This is a genomic window from Flexivirga sp. B27 (assembly GCF_052905685.1).
Window position 1 is genome coordinate 531,903 of the sequence record NZ_JBPYUM010000003.1, and the last position, 16,864, is coordinate 548,766.

The 16,864-nt window shown below is 68.6% G+C and carries 17 protein-coding genes; 2 read left to right on the forward strand and 15 right to left on the reverse strand.

Annotated elements, in window-relative coordinates; translation table 11 throughout:
* Window positions 1–47: 47 nt before the first annotated feature.
* The 13 genes from ACSZL9_RS14880 to ACSZL9_RS14940 all read right to left on the reverse strand — a co-directional run bounded on the left by ACSZL9_RS14880 (window position 48) and on the right by ACSZL9_RS14940 (window position 13,783).
* Entirely contained in the window at window positions 48–1,001 is a 954-nt protein-coding gene (locus ACSZL9_RS14880) for an NUDIX hydrolase (RefSeq protein ID WP_446666285.1), read from the reverse strand.
* Window positions 998–3,265 (reverse strand): RNA degradosome polyphosphate kinase, encoded by a 2,268-nt coding sequence (locus tag ACSZL9_RS14885; protein ID WP_446666286.1) that lies wholly within the window; start codon window positions 3,263–3,265, stop codon window positions 998–1,000. Before ACSZL9_RS14885 ends, ACSZL9_RS14880 begins: the two co-directional genes overlap by 4 nt.
* 158 nt (window positions 3,266–3,423) lie before the next feature.
* Window positions 3,424–4,266, reverse strand: a complete 843-nt coding sequence (gene mshD, locus ACSZL9_RS14890; protein WP_446666287.1) for a mycothiol synthase — start codon at window positions 4,264–4,266, stop codon at window positions 3,424–3,426.
* A gap of 30 nt (window positions 4,267–4,296) precedes the next feature.
* Window positions 4,297–5,205 (reverse strand): type II secretion system F family protein, encoded by a 909-nt coding sequence (locus tag ACSZL9_RS14895; protein WP_446666288.1) that lies wholly within the window; start codon window positions 5,203–5,205, stop codon window positions 4,297–4,299.
* A gap of 1 nt (window position 5,206) precedes the next feature.
* Window positions 5,207–7,153 (reverse strand): type II secretion system F family protein, encoded by a 1,947-nt coding sequence (locus ACSZL9_RS14900; RefSeq protein ID WP_446666289.1) that lies wholly within the window; start codon window positions 7,151–7,153, stop codon window positions 5,207–5,209.
* Complete coding sequence (locus ACSZL9_RS14905) at window positions 7,150–8,523, reverse strand: CpaF family protein (protein WP_446666290.1); 1,374 nt, start codon at window positions 8,521–8,523, stop codon at window positions 7,150–7,152. Before ACSZL9_RS14905 ends, ACSZL9_RS14900 begins: the two co-directional genes overlap by 4 nt.
* Window positions 8,520–9,686 (reverse strand): AAA family ATPase, encoded by a 1,167-nt coding sequence (locus tag ACSZL9_RS14910; protein ID WP_446666291.1) that lies wholly within the window; start codon window positions 9,684–9,686, stop codon window positions 8,520–8,522. The genes ACSZL9_RS14905 and ACSZL9_RS14910 overlap by 4 nt, the downstream gene beginning before the upstream one ends.
* Complete coding sequence (cpaB, locus tag ACSZL9_RS14915) at window positions 9,683–10,504, reverse strand: Flp pilus assembly protein CpaB (protein ID WP_446666292.1); 822 nt, start codon at window positions 10,502–10,504, stop codon at window positions 9,683–9,685. The genes ACSZL9_RS14910 and cpaB overlap by 4 nt, the downstream gene beginning before the upstream one ends.
* An 18-nt stretch (window positions 10,505–10,522) precedes the next feature.
* Window positions 10,523–11,737 (reverse strand): pilus assembly protein TadG-related protein, encoded by a 1,215-nt coding sequence (locus ACSZL9_RS14920; protein WP_446666293.1) that lies wholly within the window; start codon window positions 11,735–11,737, stop codon window positions 10,523–10,525.
* On the reverse strand, window positions 11,725–12,129 hold the full coding sequence (locus ACSZL9_RS14925; protein ID WP_446666294.1) for a TadE/TadG family type IV pilus assembly protein: 405 nt from the start codon (window positions 12,127–12,129) through the stop codon (window positions 11,725–11,727). The genes ACSZL9_RS14920 and ACSZL9_RS14925 overlap by 13 nt, the downstream gene beginning before the upstream one ends.
* 74 nt (window positions 12,130–12,203) lie before the next feature.
* Window positions 12,204–12,392 carry a Flp family type IVb pilin gene (locus ACSZL9_RS14930; RefSeq protein ID WP_446666295.1) on the reverse strand — a complete coding sequence of 63 codons (189 nt, stop codon included), beginning with the start codon at window positions 12,390–12,392 and terminating at the stop codon, window positions 12,204–12,206.
* A 77-nt stretch (window positions 12,393–12,469) separates the two neighbouring features.
* Window positions 12,470–12,658 (reverse strand): Flp family type IVb pilin, encoded by a 189-nt coding sequence (locus tag ACSZL9_RS14935; protein ID WP_446666296.1) that lies wholly within the window; start codon window positions 12,656–12,658, stop codon window positions 12,470–12,472.
* Window positions 12,659–13,078: 420 nt separating this feature from the next.
* Window positions 13,079–13,783 (reverse strand): response regulator transcription factor, encoded by a 705-nt coding sequence (locus tag ACSZL9_RS14940; protein WP_446666297.1) that lies wholly within the window; start codon window positions 13,781–13,783, stop codon window positions 13,079–13,081.
* A 97-nt stretch (window positions 13,784–13,880) separates the two neighbouring features.
* Between ACSZL9_RS14940 and ACSZL9_RS14945 the strand changes: the two genes are divergently transcribed.
* A complete protein-coding gene (locus ACSZL9_RS14945; RefSeq protein ID WP_446666298.1) occupies window positions 13,881–14,120 on the forward strand; it encodes a MoaD/ThiS family protein in 240 nt (79 codons plus the stop codon).
* Between the two features lie 16 nt (window positions 14,121–14,136).
* Window positions 14,137–14,919 carry a hypothetical protein gene (locus ACSZL9_RS14950; RefSeq protein WP_446666299.1) on the forward strand — a complete coding sequence of 261 codons (783 nt, stop codon included), beginning with the start codon at window positions 14,137–14,139 and terminating at the stop codon, window positions 14,917–14,919.
* A 15-nt stretch (window positions 14,920–14,934) separates the two neighbouring features.
* On the opposite strand, the gene ACSZL9_RS14955 is transcribed toward ACSZL9_RS14950, so the two are convergent.
* Window positions 14,935–15,456 (reverse strand): FABP family protein, encoded by a 522-nt coding sequence (locus ACSZL9_RS14955; RefSeq protein WP_446666300.1) that lies wholly within the window; start codon window positions 15,454–15,456, stop codon window positions 14,935–14,937.
* A gap of 134 nt (window positions 15,457–15,590) precedes the next feature.
* Window positions 15,591–16,811: an LCP family protein gene (locus tag ACSZL9_RS14960; RefSeq protein ID WP_446666301.1), complete on the reverse strand. Its 1,221-nt coding sequence runs from the start codon at window positions 16,809–16,811 to the stop codon at window positions 15,591–15,593.
* Window positions 16,812–16,864: the final 53 nt, after the last annotated feature.

Below are 16,864 nucleotides of genomic sequence, written 5' to 3' on the forward strand. Positions count from 1 at the left end.
CCGGGACGCGTTGATGAGGGTCCGGCAGGCCCTCGGCAAGATCCGGGTCAGGCGGGGGTATGCCGCTCGACGCTCAGCACCCGCGCCTTCTCGCCGCGTCCGGCGACCTGGCACACCAGCGCCTCGCCCTTGAGCATGCCGTCCTCGGCGGCGACCGCGAGGATCTCGTGGATCTCGCTGTCCGGCTTCGTGGTGGCGCGCAACGCCTCGAGCACCGTGGGCAGCACCGGGCGATGGCTGCACAACGCCGACGGCTCGGCACGCTCCAACAACCGGGCGATGTTGCGCCCGGCCCGGGGCGGGTCCGCGGCGAAGGTCTCCTCGGACAGTCCGGCCTTCGTGCGCAGGCGGATGCCGGCGGAGGCGGCATACGGCTGGACGGTGGTGAAGCAGCGCGTCGACGGCGAGGTGATGATGCGCTCGACGCCGTATGCCGCCAGGATCGGCACCAGCGCACGGGACTGGTCGCGCCCGGTGCTGCTCAGTGGGCGCAGCCTGTCGTCGCGGTCCCACTTCTTGCGCGAGACGGAGTCGGCGTGCCGGACGACGACCAGCGGCCAGGTCTGCAACTCGCCGTTGCGGTCGGCGTCGACGACGGTCTGCAGCTGCAGGGCGTCACGCACGTAGCTGAAGCGGGTCTGCGCCTGCGCAGGAGTCAGCCAGGCGACCTCGTCGATTTCGTTCTCCAGGTCGCCGCTGCCGCTCATCACCTCGGCGGCCCAGTAGCGGATCTCCTTCAGCTTGCCGTGCTGCATGGAGTAGACCGAGCGAGGGAGAGGTATGCCGAGGCGTGGCCGAAAACCGGTCTCCTCCAACACTTCTCGTGCTGCAGCCTGGACCCAGGTCTCACCCGGATCCAGCTTGCCCTTGGCCCACGACCAGTCGTCGTACTTGGGCCGGTGCACCAAGGCGACCTGCAACTGGTCGTCGATGCGCCGCCACAGCACGGCGCCGGCTGCGGCGACCGTGCCCGACCGCAGCGTGGCCGGTGACGACGTCACCGGCGGCGTGCCTTGCGCTTGCGCTTGGCGTAGGTGGCCATCAGGTCGGACTGCATGTCGCGCAGCGGCACGCCCTCGGCGTCGAGGTGGTGGCGCTCCCAGCGGCCGTCACCGTGCAGGTGCCACGAGGACGTCTTGTCGGACATGCCCTTGTCGAGCAGCCCGGCGAGCGTCTCGATGTGCTTGGGGTCGGTGATGCGGACCAGCGCCTCCACCCGGCGGTCGAGGTTGCGGTGCATCATGTCCGCGCTGCCGATGTAGATGATGTCGTCCTCGCCCTCGATGATGAAGCGGAAGACACGCGAGTGCTCCAGGAAACGTCCGAGGATGGAGTGCACCCGGATCCGCTCGGACAGGCCCTCGACGCCCGGCCGCAGCGAGCAGATGCCGCGCACCCAGATGTCGACGTCGGCGCCGGCCATCGATGCGCGGTAGCACGCGTCGATGATGTCCTCGTCGACCAGCGAGTTGACCTTGATCTGCACCCGCGCGGTCTTGCCGTCGCGGGCGGCGTCGGTGACCCGGTGGATCTTCTCCAGCAGCCCGGTGCGGACCGAGCGTGGCGCGACCAGCAGCCGTTTGAACTTGCTGCGCGGTGCCATGCCCGACAGCTGGTTGAACAGGCGGGACAGGTCCTCGCCGACCTCGCGGTCGCAGGTCAGCAGGCCCAGATCCTCATAGAGGCGAGCGGTTTTGGGGTTGTAGTTGCCGGTGCCGACGTGGGAGTAGCGGCGCATCTCGCCGGCCTCCTCGCGGACCACCAGGCACAGCTTAGCGTGGGTCTTCAGGCCGACCATGCCGTAGACGACGTGCACCCCGGCGCGCTCCAGCTTGCGCGCCCAGGTGATGTTGTTCTCCTCGTCGAAGCGGGCCTTGATCTCCACGACGGCGAGCACCTGCTTGCCGGACTCGGCGGCGTCGATCAGCGAGTCGATGATCGGGGAGTCACCGCTGGTGCGGTAGAGGGTCTGCTTGATCGCCAGCACGTTCGGGTCATTGGCGGCCTGCTCGATGAAGGCCACCACCGACGTGGAGAACGAGTCGTAGGGGTGGTGCAGGAGTATGTCGCCGGACCGTACCGCCGCCATCACGTCGGACTGGGCGGAGCGCTCGACAGGAGCGAGGTCCGGGTGTGGCTTGGCCAGGAACGGCGGCCAGCGCAACTCCGAACGGTCAAGATCCGCAATGATGTTCAGCGCTCGCAGGTCGAGCGGCTCCGGCAGGCGGTAGACCTCGTCGTCGCGGACACCGAGCTCACGCACCAGCAGGTCCATGACGTGGTCGTCCATGTCGTCGGCGACCTCGAGCCGGACAGGCGGGCCGAAACGGCGCCGGGTCAACTCCTTCTCCAGCGCGGTCAGCAGGTTCTCGGCGTCGTCCTCCTCGACCTCCAGGTCCTCGTTGCGGGTGACCCGGAAGGTGAAGTGCTCGCGCACCTCCATGCCGGGGAAGAGGTATTGCAGGTGCTCGGCCATGACGTCTTCGATGGCGACGAACCTCGCGTCATACAGCTCGTCCTCGCCCTCGGCCATCGGCAGCTCCATCAGCCGGGGCAGCAGCGGCGGCACCTTGACCCGGGCGAAGTGCTCGCGCCCGGTCTTGGGATTGATCAGGAGCACCGCCAGGTTGAGCGACAGTCCCGAGATGTAGGGGAAGGGGTGCGCCGGGTCGACGGCCAGCGGCGTCAGCACGGGGTAGATGCGGTTGCGGAAGACGTTGTTGAGCTCTTCGCGGTCCTCGTCGGTCCAGTCGTCGGGCCGCACGATGCGGATGCCGACGTCCGCGAGGGCCGGCCGGACGTGCCGCTGGAACATCTTGGCGTGGACCTGCATCAGCTCGTGCGCGGCCTTGCTGATCTCGTCCAGGACCTCGCGCGGCTCCAGACCGGAGGGCGAGCGCACGGCCAGACCGGTGGCGATGCGGCGCTTGAGCCCGGCGACCCGGACCATGAAGAACTCGTCGAGATTGCTGGCGAAGATCGCCAGGAAACGTGCCCGCTCCAGCAGCGGCACCAGCGGGTCGGCAGCGAGTTGCAGCACCCGCTCGTTGAACTGCAGCCAGGAGATCTCGCGGTCCAGGAAGCGGTCGACGGGCAACTCCTCGTCGACGCTCTGGTCCAGCTCCGGCGCGACGCGGATGAAGCGGCCGTTCTCACCCCGCGCACGCTGGGCCGCGCGCGTCTGCAGGCGCACCAGCGACGCGTCACTGGCGGTGGGCTGCGTCTCGGGGTCCTCCGCAGCGAGAGGGGTCGGCTCCGAATCCATGTGGTCATTCTCCCAAACACGGCGTCGTGCTGCACCTGGGTGTCCAGAGAGTTGGCCCAGCCTGCCCCGAGAGTTGGCCGAGCCGCCCCAAGTGGGCCGAGCCGCCACGCAAGCTGGCCGAGCCTGTCGAGGTCACCGGCTCAACGATCAGAGATCGCTCAAGCGTCGACCACGGCATACATGACGTCCAGCCCGGTCCGGCTGAACCCCAGGCGCCGGTATGTCGCAACGGCGGCTGCGTTGTCGCCCTCGACATACAACTCGATGCGCTCGACGCCGCGCTGCCGCAGGTGCACCAGGCCGAGGCCGGTGACGACCCGGCCCAGGCCCTGCCCCTGCCGGCCTGGGTCGACGGCAACGACATAGACCTCGCCGGTGTCCGGCTCGGTCGGCTCGATCTTGGTCCAGTGCGACGCGGCGAGCTCACCGGTGGCGTCGTCGAAGATCAGGATCAGGCCCGCCGGGTCCCACCACGGCTCGGCCATCCGCTCGTCGAGGTCGCGGCGGGTCATCTTGCCTTGCTCGGGGTGGTAGTCGAAGGCGCGCCGGTTGAGGTCCAGCCACGTCTCCTCGTCACCCGGCTGGAAGGTGCGTGCGGTGAATCCCGCTGGCACGGCTGGGGATTCGATCGCGGGGTCGGCGTCGGCAGCGCGACCCATCTGCCACAGGTTGCGCACGATGGACAGGCCGGCGGACTCGGCCAGCACCTGGGCGCCGGGCAGGTCGCCGTGTGCCCAGAAGCGTGCGTCCGGGCGCTGCTCGAGCACCTCGTGCACGATCTGCGATCCGAAGCCCTGCCGACGTCGCTCGGGATCGACCACCAGCTCCACCGCGCCGTCGTCGGCGACATACGCGCCGGCGACCACCGCGCCGTCTGAGCTGATGACGTGCTGCGGCTCGGTGTGCCGCAGCGCGATTCGGGTCTGCTCGGAGAACGGCTCCACCCCGTCGGATGACGACGCCCGGTCAGCGATGGCCAGTAGTTCCTGTGCAGCAGTCACCCGTCCATCGTGCCGTATGACGCCCACCGATCAACCGCTGTGCGAGAACATCTGGAAGATCCGGATCGCACCGGGTCCGATGACCACCACCATCAGCGCGGGGAACAGGCACAGGATCAGCGGGAAGAGGATCTTCACGGTGACCTTCTGCGCCTGGGCCTCCGCCCGTTGCCGGCGGGCCAGCCGCATCGCCGCGGTCTGCTCGCGCAGCACGGAGGCGATCGGGATGCCGAGCTTGTCGGCCTGGGCGATCGCGGTGACGAAGTTCTTCACCTCCGGCAGGTTGACCCGGTCGCCGAGCCCGCGGAAAGCCTCGCCTCGGGAGGTGCCGATCTGGATCTCCGCGGTCATCCGGGCCAGCTCACCGGCGATGGGACCGTGCACGTTCCGGGAGACCTCGTGCAGTGCGGCGTCGAAGCCTTGCCCGGCCTCCACGCAGATCGTCAGCATGTCCAGCATCTCGGCGAATCCGCGGGTGACGTGCTCCTGCCGGTGCAGCGCCGCGTTGTAGAGCAACAGGTCGGGCAGCACGAAGAGCAGTGCGCCGAGCAGCAGCGCGAAGACGATGCGTTGCACGGTGTCGGCACCGAGCAGCAGCCCGAGCAGGGCGCCGAGGATGGCGGCCAGCCCCTTGGCGCCCAGCAACCGCTCGACCGTCCAGGGCGCGGGGTGGCCGGCCCGGTCGAGGTTGCGCGACAGGCGCTCGCCCGCCGAGGTGGGTGTCAGCCGGCGGGTGACCTTCGCAGTGAGGGCAAGCAGCCGGTCCACCAGACTCTCCGGCTCGATGCTCGGACCGGACTGCACACCCAGCGGACCCGCGTTGATCAACGCGAGCGACCTGGCGACGGTCTGCGCGTCGCCCGAGGACCGGGCCAGCAGCGCAACGGTGAGCAGGATCGCCAGGGCGATGAGCCCGGCACCGACATACACGACAGTCATGTCACACCTCGATCTGCACGGTCTTGCGCATCCACACGGTGCCGATCGCCATCAGCACGCAGGTGCCGATGAGCATGACCAGGCCGATGCCGGTGGTCCACAACAGCGCGATGTAGTCGTAATTCACGGCCAGCATGTAGCAGAAGAGGCAGATCGGCAGGGCGATCAGGATCGCCGCCGACAGGCGCCCTTCCGCCGACAAGGCGGCGACCTGGCCACGCAGCGACTCCCGCTCGCGCAGGGTGTGCGCGGTCGTGTCGAGCGTCTCGGCGAGGTTGCCGCCGACCTGCCGCTGGATCCGGATCGCCATCACCGCCATGTGCAAGGACTCGGTGCCCATCCGGTCGGCCAGATCGTCGAGGGCGTCGGCGATGTCGGAGCCGATCCGGATCTGGGCCAGCGCCCGGGACAGTTCCTTGGCGGCCGGGTCACTCGCGTCGCGCGCGACGGCGTCGAGCGCCTGCGGCAATCCGAAGCCGCTGCGCAGGCTGGTCGCCACGAGCGTCAGCACCTGCGGCAACTGCTTCTCCAGTGCCAAGGTTCGCCGCTTGGCCTTGAACCGCAGGAAGGCGACGGGTGCGACGAAGCCCAGGACAGCGCCGGCCAGGACACCGAAGAGGGCCGCGCCGCTCAGCAGCACTCCGCCGGCGGCCGCGCACAGCAGCACGGCCACCACGCGCAGGACGAGCCACTCGCCGGCACGGAGCGGCAGGTCGGCACGCTGGATGAGCTGCATCGTCCGATCGGTCGACTTGCGGCGTGCCATGAATTGTTCGGCGCGCCGCACCAGGGCCTCCCGGGTGGCGGAGGGGCCGTCCTTCGTCGCCCGCTTGCCCTGTCGGGTGGCCGCGTCCAGATAGGACTGCACGGTTGCCAGGCGCCGCTCGCGACGCGACTGCAACGACGGGGTCAGCAGTACATACGCGAAGAGGAAGACCCCGACCGTCAGCAGGCTGCCGCCGACCCACAAGACCCATGCCGGCGCGACGTCGACCTTCGCAACCGGCGGGACCGGTGCGGCGGCTGCGGCCGGCGGCGCGCTGGCGGACGGTGCCGGCAGCGCGCCGAAGTCGAGCCGCTGCGACACCGTGAAGGCCTTGCCCGATGCCGTGCCGGTGAGCGTCAGCCGGTGCTCGCCGCCCAGCGACTTCTTCGGCGACAGGGTGAATTGCGACTGGGAGTTCAGCGCCTGCGCCGAGCTGCGGAAGGCTCCCGCGACGCCGCCGCTGTCGGTGGCCAGCACGTCCGATCCGCCGCCCGCCTTCGCGAACTGCGCGAGAGCCTTCTCCGCGGCAGGGTCGGTGTTCTTGAAGCGCACGACGTCGACCCGGATGCCCTGGTCCTGCAGTGCCTTCGTGTCGGCAGCCAGGTCCTTCGCAGGCTTCTTGCTCTGCGTGTCCGCGCCGTCGCTCAGCAGCACGATGCTGCGATCGCCTTTGCTGCCAAGCGTTTTCGTCGCCATACGGACTGCGCCATACATGGCGGTGTTGCCTTTGGCGGTCAGTCCGTCGACGGCACGCTGCACCGACTTGCGGTCGGTCGTGGGTTTGAGCACCAGGCGTGAGTCGGACGAGAAACTCAGCACGCCGACCTGCACATCGGACGGGACTTCCTTCAGATAGACCGCGGTCGCCTGTCGGACGGTCTGCATCCCGGCGCTGCCCATCGAGCCGCTTGTGTCGATCACCAGCAGAGCGGTGCGCTGCATGTGACTGGTGTCCTGCACGGAGACCGGCACCGACTCACCGTCCACGGTGGCGCGGACCGACGACGGGTCGACCTGCACGACCTGCTTGGCACGGAAGGTGAGCACGCCGTCATACGTGCCACCGTGTGCGGTCAGGTCGCCGATGGTGCCCTTGGGTGTGGTGTCGGCGCTGGCCGGTGCCGCCCAGCCGACGGTGACTGCGGCCAGCAGCGCGGCGCACGCGAAGCGGGAGGTCCTCATGCCAGTGCCGGTGCGAAGAAGTGGATCGGCACCTCGATGCCGTGGTCGGACAGCTCCTGCGTCATCTTCGGGCGTATGCCGGTCGGGACCAGCTGCCCCATGAAGCGCCCCTGGGCGTCGCGGCCGGCGGAGTAGTCGAAGGTGAACAGGTCCTGCAGGGTGATCACGCCCGACTCCATGCCGACGACCTCGGTGATGGCGACCATCCGGCGGGTGCCGTCCTTGAGCCGGGTCTGCTGCACGATCAGATCGACCGCGCTGGAGACCTGCTCACGGATAGCGCGCACCGGCAGGTCCACGCCTGCCATCAGCACCATCGTTTCCAGCCGGGCCAGCGAGTCGCGGGGGCTGTTGGCGTGGACCGTGGTCAGTGACCCGTCGTGACCGGTGTTCATCGCCTGCAGCATGTCCAGTGCCGCACCGTCACGGACCTCGCCGACGATGATCCGGTCCGGCCGCATCCGCAACGCGTTGCGGACCAGGTCACGGATCACGACTGCGCCGCGACCTTCGATGTTGGGCGGGCGGGCCTCCATGCGCAGCACGTGGTCCTGGTGCAGCTGCAACTCGGCGGCGTCCTCGATGGTGACGATCCGTTCGTCGGCCGGCAAGAATCCGCTCAGCACGTTCAGCGTCGTGGTCTTGCCGGAGCCGGTGCCGCCGGAGATGAGGATGTTGCGGCGGCCGAGCACGCACATGCGCAGGAAGTCACGGGCCGTCTCGGTCATGGTGCCGAAGCCGATGAGGTCGGCGTCGGTGAACGGGTCGGCGGCGAACTTGCGGATCGTCAGCAGTGCACCGTCGAGCGCGATCGGCGCGACCACCGCATTGACCCGGGAGCCGTCGGGCAGCCGCGCGTCGACCATCGGGCTGGACTCGTCGACCCGGCGGCCGACGCGCGCGACGATCTTGTCGATCGTGCGGCGCAGGTGGGCGTCGTCGCTGAACGCGGTGTCGGCCGGGTGCAGCCGGCCGTCGCGCTCGACGAAGATGTCAGAGGGCCCGTTGACCATGATCTCGGTGATGTCCGGGTCGCGCAGGTAGGGCTCCAGCGGGCCGTGCCCGAGGATGTCGTCGGAGATCTCCTGCGCGATGCGGGTCCGGTCGGAGTGCGACAGCGGCGTCTGTTCGCCGTCGATGACCGTCTGCAAGGTGGTGCGCACCTGCACCGCGAGCTCGGCCTCGGGCAGGTTCGGGTCGTAGAGCCGTGGTCCGAGCCGCTCCACCAGCGCCTGGTGCACCCGGTCCTTCACCGGCGCGAAGACGTCCCGGTTCCTGCGGTGCCGCGCACCGGCCAGCGGTGTCGGAGCGACCGGGGCCCCGCCCTTCGCCTGCCGGGCCAGGTCCATCCGGTCAGCAAGATTGGTCACTTGTTCCTCCTCAGCCGGTGCGAGCGGTGGCTGCTCGCGCGGGTCGGCTCGTCACCGAAGTGCGGCCGCACCGTGTGATCGACGAAGTCGCGCAGCGCGACGGCGAAGGCGTCCTTCGGCTCGTCGACGGTGAGCACGACGCCGCGGTTGGACGCGGCCGGGACACTCATCGCGTTGGGCAGCCGCAGGCTGACCGGCTGCTGCAGCGCCGCCTCCACGTCCTTGACCGACAGACCGACCTTCAGGTCCGCGCGGTTGAGCACGAGCAGCCGATTCTGTTGCGGGGCGCCGAGTGCATCGAGCGTGGTCGTGGCCAGCCGCAGGTTCTTCACCGCGGGTATGTCAAGGGTCGACACCAGCACCAGCAGGTCGCTGAGGTCGAAGGCGCCCAGGACGTGCTCGGGCATCGACGGCGGCATGTCGAGGACGACATAGTCGTAGCTGGTCCGGGCCAGCCGGATGAGCTCGGTGACCAGCTCGGCGGGCACCCGCTCGGCGTCGGCCGGGTCGTGCGGTGCAACGAGCACGTCCAGTCCGGTCGACTCGTGCTGCTCCACGACCGAGGCCAGCCCCTGAGCGTCCAGGTGTCCGGTCATCGCGACCAGGTCCATGATCGAGGTCGTCGGCGGCAGTTGCAGGCAGATGCCGACGTCGCCGAACATCAGGTCCAGGTCGACCAGCAGCGTCTTTGCGCCGCCGGCAGCCAGGTGGGCCGCGGTGTTGACCGCGACGGTCGTCTTACCCACGCCGCCCTTGGCGGAGAAGACCGTGACCACGTGGCCGGCCGTGCCGGCTTCGCCGTTCGGGGACCCGAGTCGGGCACTCAACGCCTCGTTGCGCTGCACCGCTTCGACCAGTGCGGCGTGGTCGTCGGCCTGCACGACCTCCCGCACGCCGCTGCGCAGCGCCTGCGTCAGCACTGCGACCTCGAGCCGGTGCCGCAGCAGCACGACGCCGACCGCGGGGCGGTCGACCCGCAGCTGCTCGGCCAGCTCGTAGGCGTTCCGTGCCGGGACCTCGGGTCCGATCACCACCAGGCGGTGTCCGCCGGTGCCGACCTCCCGGTCGATGCTGGAGGCGTGCGCGACGACGGTGACGTCGTCGCCGAGCGCCATACCGAAGGTGTCGATGGCGCCCTGCATGGGCTCCCACAGGACGGTCATTTCGCACCCACGATCGCCGAGGTTCCGCCGAAGACCGAGCCGTCGTCGGTGCGCTGCTTGGCATCGACCTTGGTGCCGGACCCGAGCAGTCCGGCATACAGCGTGTAGTCGTTGGCCGAGTGCACCAGCCGCACCGAGTCGGCCGGCGTGACGGCCAGCGTGACCAGGTAGGCCGCGTCCCGCTTGGCGGTGTTGTTGGTGCCGGATTTGTCGTCGGCAGAGGAGGATTCGTCACCGCTCGGGCTCTGCAGCGGCTTGCTGCCGTAGGCGATCACTTCGACGTTGGGGAGCACGACGCTGGTGCCCTTGACGTCGAGATCGTTGAACGCCTTGGCCGCCTTGCTGTCGCCGGCCTTCTTGATCTCGTGTGTCGCGTAGACCGCGATGTGCGAGCCGGGGGTGATGAACTGCCCGATGCGTTGCGGGTCGGTCAGTTGCACCGACACCGCGACCTTGCCGGCCGGCACCGAGATGGCCTTCTCGTTGGCCGGCTTGGTCCCGAAGCGCGCCGCCATCACGAACTCGCCGGGCTGTATGTCGGTCGTCGCGACCAGGGACTTGTTGCTCGCGTCCACGGCGCTGAGCACGCCCGACGGGCGACCGCTCTGCGCCACCTTGGTGGCTTCGATCAGGCCCTGCTCCTGCGCGTCCTGCAGGCTGGTGCCGGCGGGCACCAGCTTCTGGACGACGTATGCCGTCACCGGGTTCTGGGCCTCGACCGCACGGGCGTCGGCGCCGTGCACATAACTGAAGACGAGTCCGAACCCGGCGACCGCGAGGACGAGCGCGAGGGCGACGGCGACTATGCGACGTTTCATGAGTGGGTGCTTTCTGTGTCAGCCGGCCGGTATGACGACGCGGGCGCCCAGGTCTTCGGCACCCGGGTCGGTGGCGGTCGAGTCGATGGGTAGCAGGGTGGAGACGAACCAGCCCCAGACGTAGGTGGTCGAGGCGTTGCACTTGCCGGTGCACACACCGGAGGGCTCGGTGTAGACCGACGAGGTCTTGTGCGGCTTCGCACTGGGGACGTTGTCGTAGCCGGCCAGGTAGAAGGCGGCGATCCCCTTGATGTGGTACCTCGCGTTGCGGCCGCTCCCGGTGAAGCCGTCGAAGACCGGGATCGTCACGATCTTGCCGAGATATTTCGCCAGCACGCTCTTGCACGGCACGCTGGCGCCCGGGTTGCTCGGCGCGTTGTCGCCGGCGTCGATGGTGACGTCACAGTCCGGGTCGGCGGTCGAATCCGGTGCGAGCCAGGAGAATCCGCCGTTCGGCTGGTCCGAGCACATGTTGCCGTCCGAGTCGTGCGCGAAGATGCCGGTGACGTAGTTGTCCGGGGTCCGGACCTCGGCGGGCGGAGCGGATCCCGATCCGGCTGGGACGCTGTATGGCGGCGCCGGCGCATACTTCGTGCCGCCCGCCGTGGCGTTGTTCCAGTCGCACATGCCCATGGTGATCGGCAGGGTCGTGCCGGTGCTGCCGGCTGCGACCCAGGCAGCCCGCGCGCACGCCTGGGTCGTCGCGCCGTCCTTGCCGCCCTTGAGCAGCTGCGCGAAGTGGAAGGGCAGCACGCTGCTGCCATCCTTCATCTCCGTCTGCGTGGTGACTTCGACATACGACGCGGAGGCGGGCAGCTTTGCCGGGATCGGTTGGCAGCTTTGCAGTGACGTCGGCGACGTAGTGCCGGTGCAGTCCGGCAGGTCGGTCGGGCCCGAGTAGTTGGCGCTGATGCAGGTGCGCTGGTCGGTCAGGATCTGCATCGACTGGTCGGTGGCGTTGGCGTTCTTCACCGCCAGCGCGCGCAATTGATCGGTGACTGCGCACTCCGCGCCGTCGTCGGTCTGCTGCGCGCAGGCCGCGGCGAGCGCGAGTGACGTGGCGTCGGCGCCGTTCTGCAGTTGCGCGCGGTTGTAGGTGACGTTGCCCAGATCGACGGTCAGCGCGAGCATCCCGATCGCGACGAACATCACCAGCACCGCGGTCAGCACCGCGATCGCGCCGCGCTCGCCGTCGGCGCGGCGGCCCGCGAGCAGGAGTCTCAGCCGCCGCATTGCATCGTCGCCTTCCCGGTCAGGTGGTCGGGCAAGGTGTTGCTCGCGCCGGGGATCAGGTTCAGGGCCGGGCCGAGGACGATCCACTGGAAGGGTGCCTTCACGGTGACGGTGACGTCACCGGTGGTCGCGCCCTGCGGGCAGGTGTTGTTCGAGGTTTGGGCACCCGGCACGCTGCCGGCGGCCTGTCCTGCGCGGGGGAGAGGGGAGGTCCCGTACATCGCCGACCGGGCGCCCTCTCGAGCCGCGTTGGTCAGCGTGATCTCGGTGAAGAGGGCCCTGCCGAAGTCCACGATGCCGCCGATCAGCACCAGGAAGAGCGGCAGCACGATCGCGAACTCCACGAGGGACGCGCCGCGGTCGCGGTGCGCGGTGTGCCGGGTCAGTCGCATGGCGGTGCCTCCTCTCGGGGGAGATGGGTGTGGTGGGTGACGGGTGACGATCGGAGTGGGGAGTCGGTGGGCGATCAGAAAATGGTCGGCACACGCTCGTAAAGGGCGCGCACTCCGAGGCCGAATCCCTGCACTGCGGCCAACGCGACGAGTGCGATGAGGCCGAGCAGAAAGGCGTATTCGGCCATTGTTGCTCCGGATTCCTTTCGCTCGATGACTGCGCGTCGACAGCGCATTCGAGTGGCGAAGAATGCTGCGTTCATGGCTGGCTCGTTTGCGCCAATGCGTCTCGCCCGGGGGCGGTTCGGGTCACCGGACCGACCCCGGACGACGACCGCGATCAGAGCTGTGCGGTGACCTCGTCGAACAGTCCGGCGATACCTTCACCAAGCGTGGTGGCGGCAACGGCAACGATGACCGCGATGAGGGCGACCAGCAGGCCGTACTCCACCATGGTGGCCCCACGGTCCTTCTTGCCCTGAACGGCGTCGACGAGGCGGGACTGGAGGGTGATGAGTGTTTTGGACATGGGGTATCTCCTTCCGGGCGGGTATTCGGCGAATACCCCCGGTGCATGGGTAAGGAAAGAAGGATCTTTCGTGACTGACGAAGAGTCCGCGTGTGACGGACCCCTTGGGGGAACTTGACCCGGTGAAAGACGGTGTATGACGACCTGAATTAGTTGCGTATCCTGCGAACCTCAGATTGACCTGTGGATCAAGTGCTCTGAAGGTAGTGCGGAAGTAAAGGTTCGTCCAGAGTTTTGCCAAATTTTCTTCAAGAGTTGGTAAAGACGCTGGCGTTCGCAAGACTCTCCGTGGTTGGGCACGAGTGTGGTAGAAGGGCGCTTGGCGGTGTTAGTACAGACCCGGGTGGAACGCGAATTAGGTTCTGGCACAGTGCTTTTCGCCGCTCACGACTCGCGTCGAGCTGCACGGGGCAGCAGGGTTCAGTCGACCAGCGACTCGTCCGGCTGCGCGGATCCGGCGGCGCCGACAAACCGATAACCGACGTTGCGGATGGTGCCGATGAGCGTCTCGTGCTCCGGGCCGAGCTTCGCCCGCAGCCGGCGCACGTGCACGTCGACGGTGCGCGTGCCGCCGAAATAGTCGTAGCCCCAGACCTCCTGGAGCAGTTGCGCCCGGGAGAAGACCCGGCCCGGGTGGGACGCCAGGTGCTTCAGCAGCTCGAACTCCTTGTAGGTCAGGTCGAGCGCCTGGCCGTGGATCCTGGCGGCATACGACTCCTCGTCGATGACCAGGCCACCCGCGGTGATCCGCGTCGGCACCTCGTCCTGCTCCTCGACGAGCCGGTTGATCGCGAAGCGCAGCCGGGCGTCGACCTCGGCCGGGCCCGCGCTGTCCAGGATCACGTCGTCGACCTGCCACTCGCCGGTCAAGGCAGCCATGCCGCCCTCGGTGAAGACCGCGACGAGTGGGGTCGACAGGCCGCTGGTGCGCAGCACCCGGCTCAGGCCGCGTGCACCGGACAGGTCGCGGCGGGCGTCCAACAGCACGAGGTCGCAGTCCGGAGGGTCGACCAGGGCCTGCGGTTGCGGGGCGAGGATGCGGACCCGATGGCTCAGCAGACCGAGCGCCGGCAGCACCTCCACACTGGCGCCGGGCGCGTCGGTCAGCAGCAGCAGACGGGCCATGAGTTGCAAGAATAGAACGAGACGACCGCAGCTCCTCACGTTTCGGGGGCGGCGGTGACGAGCGACACACGGGATGAGCCGGGGTCTGGAGGACCACATGCATGAGGTGACGGTGCGCTACTGGGCGGCCGCGCAGGCAGCTGCGGGCACGCACGAGGAGCGGTTCGTGGCCGGCGATCTGGGGCAGTTGCGCACTGCCGCGTTGGAGGCGCATCCCGGGCTTGCACCGGTGCTGAAGGTCGCGTCGTTCCTGCTGAACGGGCAGCGGGTCGACGGCTCGGCGGCGCTGCCCGCGGACGCGACCGTCGAGGTGCTGCCGCCCTTCGCCGGCGGATGATGGGAGGATGCGGCTCGTGTCCACAGCCAGCCTGACCGAGTCGACGACGTCCCGCCTCGCCACGAGCCCGCTTGCGCTACTCGCCGGTGCGGTGACCGCAGCCCTGGTCATTCTGGGTGCGTATGCCGGGGGAGACGTCTCGGCATACGCCGTGCTCGCAGCCGGGTTGACCTTCGCGTGGGGCTGGCCGTTGCTGCTGCGCCTGCCGCGCACCACCGGCACCAGCCTGGTGCTCGCTGCGACGGCCCTCGGTATGGCGGGCGTGGTCGTCTTCTCCGGTGACGAGGACGGCATGCGGTCGTTGAGCGTCGTGCTCGCGGTCGGGCTGGTGCTGGCATTCCTGCATCAACTGGTCCGCACCGACGGTCGTGCCGACCTGACCGTCTCGCTCGCCGGCGCTGCCTTCGGGCTCGTGGTGCTGGCCAGCGGCATGTTGAGCGCCGGGGCGGCGCCATACGACCAGGGTGATGCGGCGGTTGCCGTCGCGGTGGGTGCCGCCGCGCTGGGGCTGCTCGCCGACGCCATGCTGCCCGCGAAACACGCGGTGGAGTGGTCCTGGCCGATGGGCGCGCTGCTCGGCGTGCTGGTCGGGTTGGTCGTCGGCCTGATCGACGGCGACCTATCCCTGAACATCCTGCTGCTCACCGGCCTGCTGGCCGGTTTCGTGGGTGCCGCAGTGCGTCGGGTGCTGCGGTTGCTGGACACCGACGACCCCGCCGGCCAACTGAGCTACGGCATCGCCGCGGTGCTCAGCACCGGCGTGCTGGCGTATGCCGCGCAATACCTCATCAACCGGTGAACCGGCCGTAGGGCGTCAGGCGCCGGACTCGCGAGGAGCCGCAGCAGACCGATGCAGCTGCGCTGAGGCATAGGACTGCAGTGGCTGACCGAGCGCCGCCATGTCGGTGGCCCACATCAGCCCACCCTGCACGTAGCCGTAGAGCCGGTGTGCGGCGGAGTATTCGCGCGCGTCCGGACTGCGCAGCACGCCGTCGGTGCGCAGCTCGGCCTTGGCCGGCTCGGTCTTGCCGTAGTAGAGCTCGGTGACCCCGGTCGGGTGCGTCAGCAACAGCTCGACCTCACCCTCCGGCAGCGGTCGCCAGAAGCCCAGCTCGGTCTCGAACGGCTCGCCGCGACTGCCGTCGTCGTTGACCACCCAGCTGCGGGTGTCCCACCGCAGGAACGGCCGGCCGTCGTGCGTGCAGCTGATCTCCTGGGCGAAATTCACCGTCGGCAGGTCGGGGTAACCGGCGACGCCGGTGCCTTCCCACTCGCCGAGCAGCCAGGCCAGCGGCGCGAGGTCGGGGTGCATGGTGGTGTCGAGTTCGATGGGCACGGCTCGATCGTAACGAGCCGCCGGCGTGCATAACCCTCAACGGTCGCGGGTTACGCGCGGGTATGGCGAGAAACTTGCACGCAACCCTCAACGGTCGCGGGTTGTGTGCGGTCCGGCGGCAGCCGAGGCAGAACTCAGCGGATGGTGTTCTTGCCGTAGGTATAGGTGTCCATCTTGTCGTGGTAGATCGCCTTGCCGAGCTGCTTCATCCGCGGCTTGTCGACCACGTCGATCGAGCCGGCGACCTTGTCGTTGGCAAATCCGGAGAACGGCGCGGTGTAGTAGGTGATGTCCCCAGAACGCAGCTTGCGCAGGCTCAGCGCCAGGCTGCGGATGTCTCCGGCGGAGGTGTCGGCGTCGACCTGGGTGTATTTCGTCAGGTCCTTGACGGTGTTGGTCAGCTTCACCGGGTTGAAGAGCGTGCCGGCCGAGAGCGTCTTGTGCACGACCGCGCTGATCCAGGCCTGCTGGTTGCGACCGCGGTCGATGTCGCCTTCCTTGAGCTGGTGACGTTCGCGGACGAAGCCGAGGGCCTCATCCCCGTCCATCGTGTTGTAGCCCTTCTTGAAGCTGCCGTAGCCCTTCTCGTCGAAGGACTGCGAGACATACACATCGACGCCGCCGAGGTCGTCGGTCAGCTCGGCGAAACCCTTGAAGTCGATGATCGCGTAGCGGTTGATGACGATGCCGCCGAGCATTTTGGAGATCGTCTGGGCCAGCAGGCCCGGCCCGCCATACGCGAACGCGGCATTGATCTTGTTCTTGCCGTGGCCCGGGATCGGCACGTAGAGGTCACGCGGGAAGTGGACGATCTGGACGGACTTGTGGTCACTGCTGATGTGCACCAGTTGTATGACGTCCGACCGCGCGCCCGAGCGCACGTCGTCCACCGTGCCGGAGCGGGTGTCGCTGCCGAGGAGCAGGATGTTTTCCGAATCACCAGCATCCGCAGCGGGTTTCACGGTCGAGCTGGGCAGCGATGCGCCGTGGGTGATGTTCGAGCTGAGCACGTGGTTGAGGTAGAGCGCGAAACCGACGAACGCCAGCACGACGACCAGGAACATCGAAAGCAGGGACAGCAGGGTGACCTTCAGCCAGCCGGCTTTCTTCTTCTGTTTGCGGCGGCGGCGCCGTGTCCCGGCGTATCCGGCGGCGTCGGTGCGCTCATCGGACGGGTCGTCGGAACCGCCGTCGGTGTCGTCGTCATAGGCGTCGTCAAAGGCGCGGTCGTTGCCGGCGTCGTCCGAGTGCTCTGAGTGGCTCGTGGCCTCGTCGGCGGTCGACTCGGGGTCCTGCTGGGACGGGCGGTCGTCGGGCTGGTCCGGCAGGTCGCGATCGCGCTCATCCCCAGTCATGCCGGAAGTCTAAGGTCCTGCCACGGCAGGTCAGGGCAGATTCCGCGAGTCGT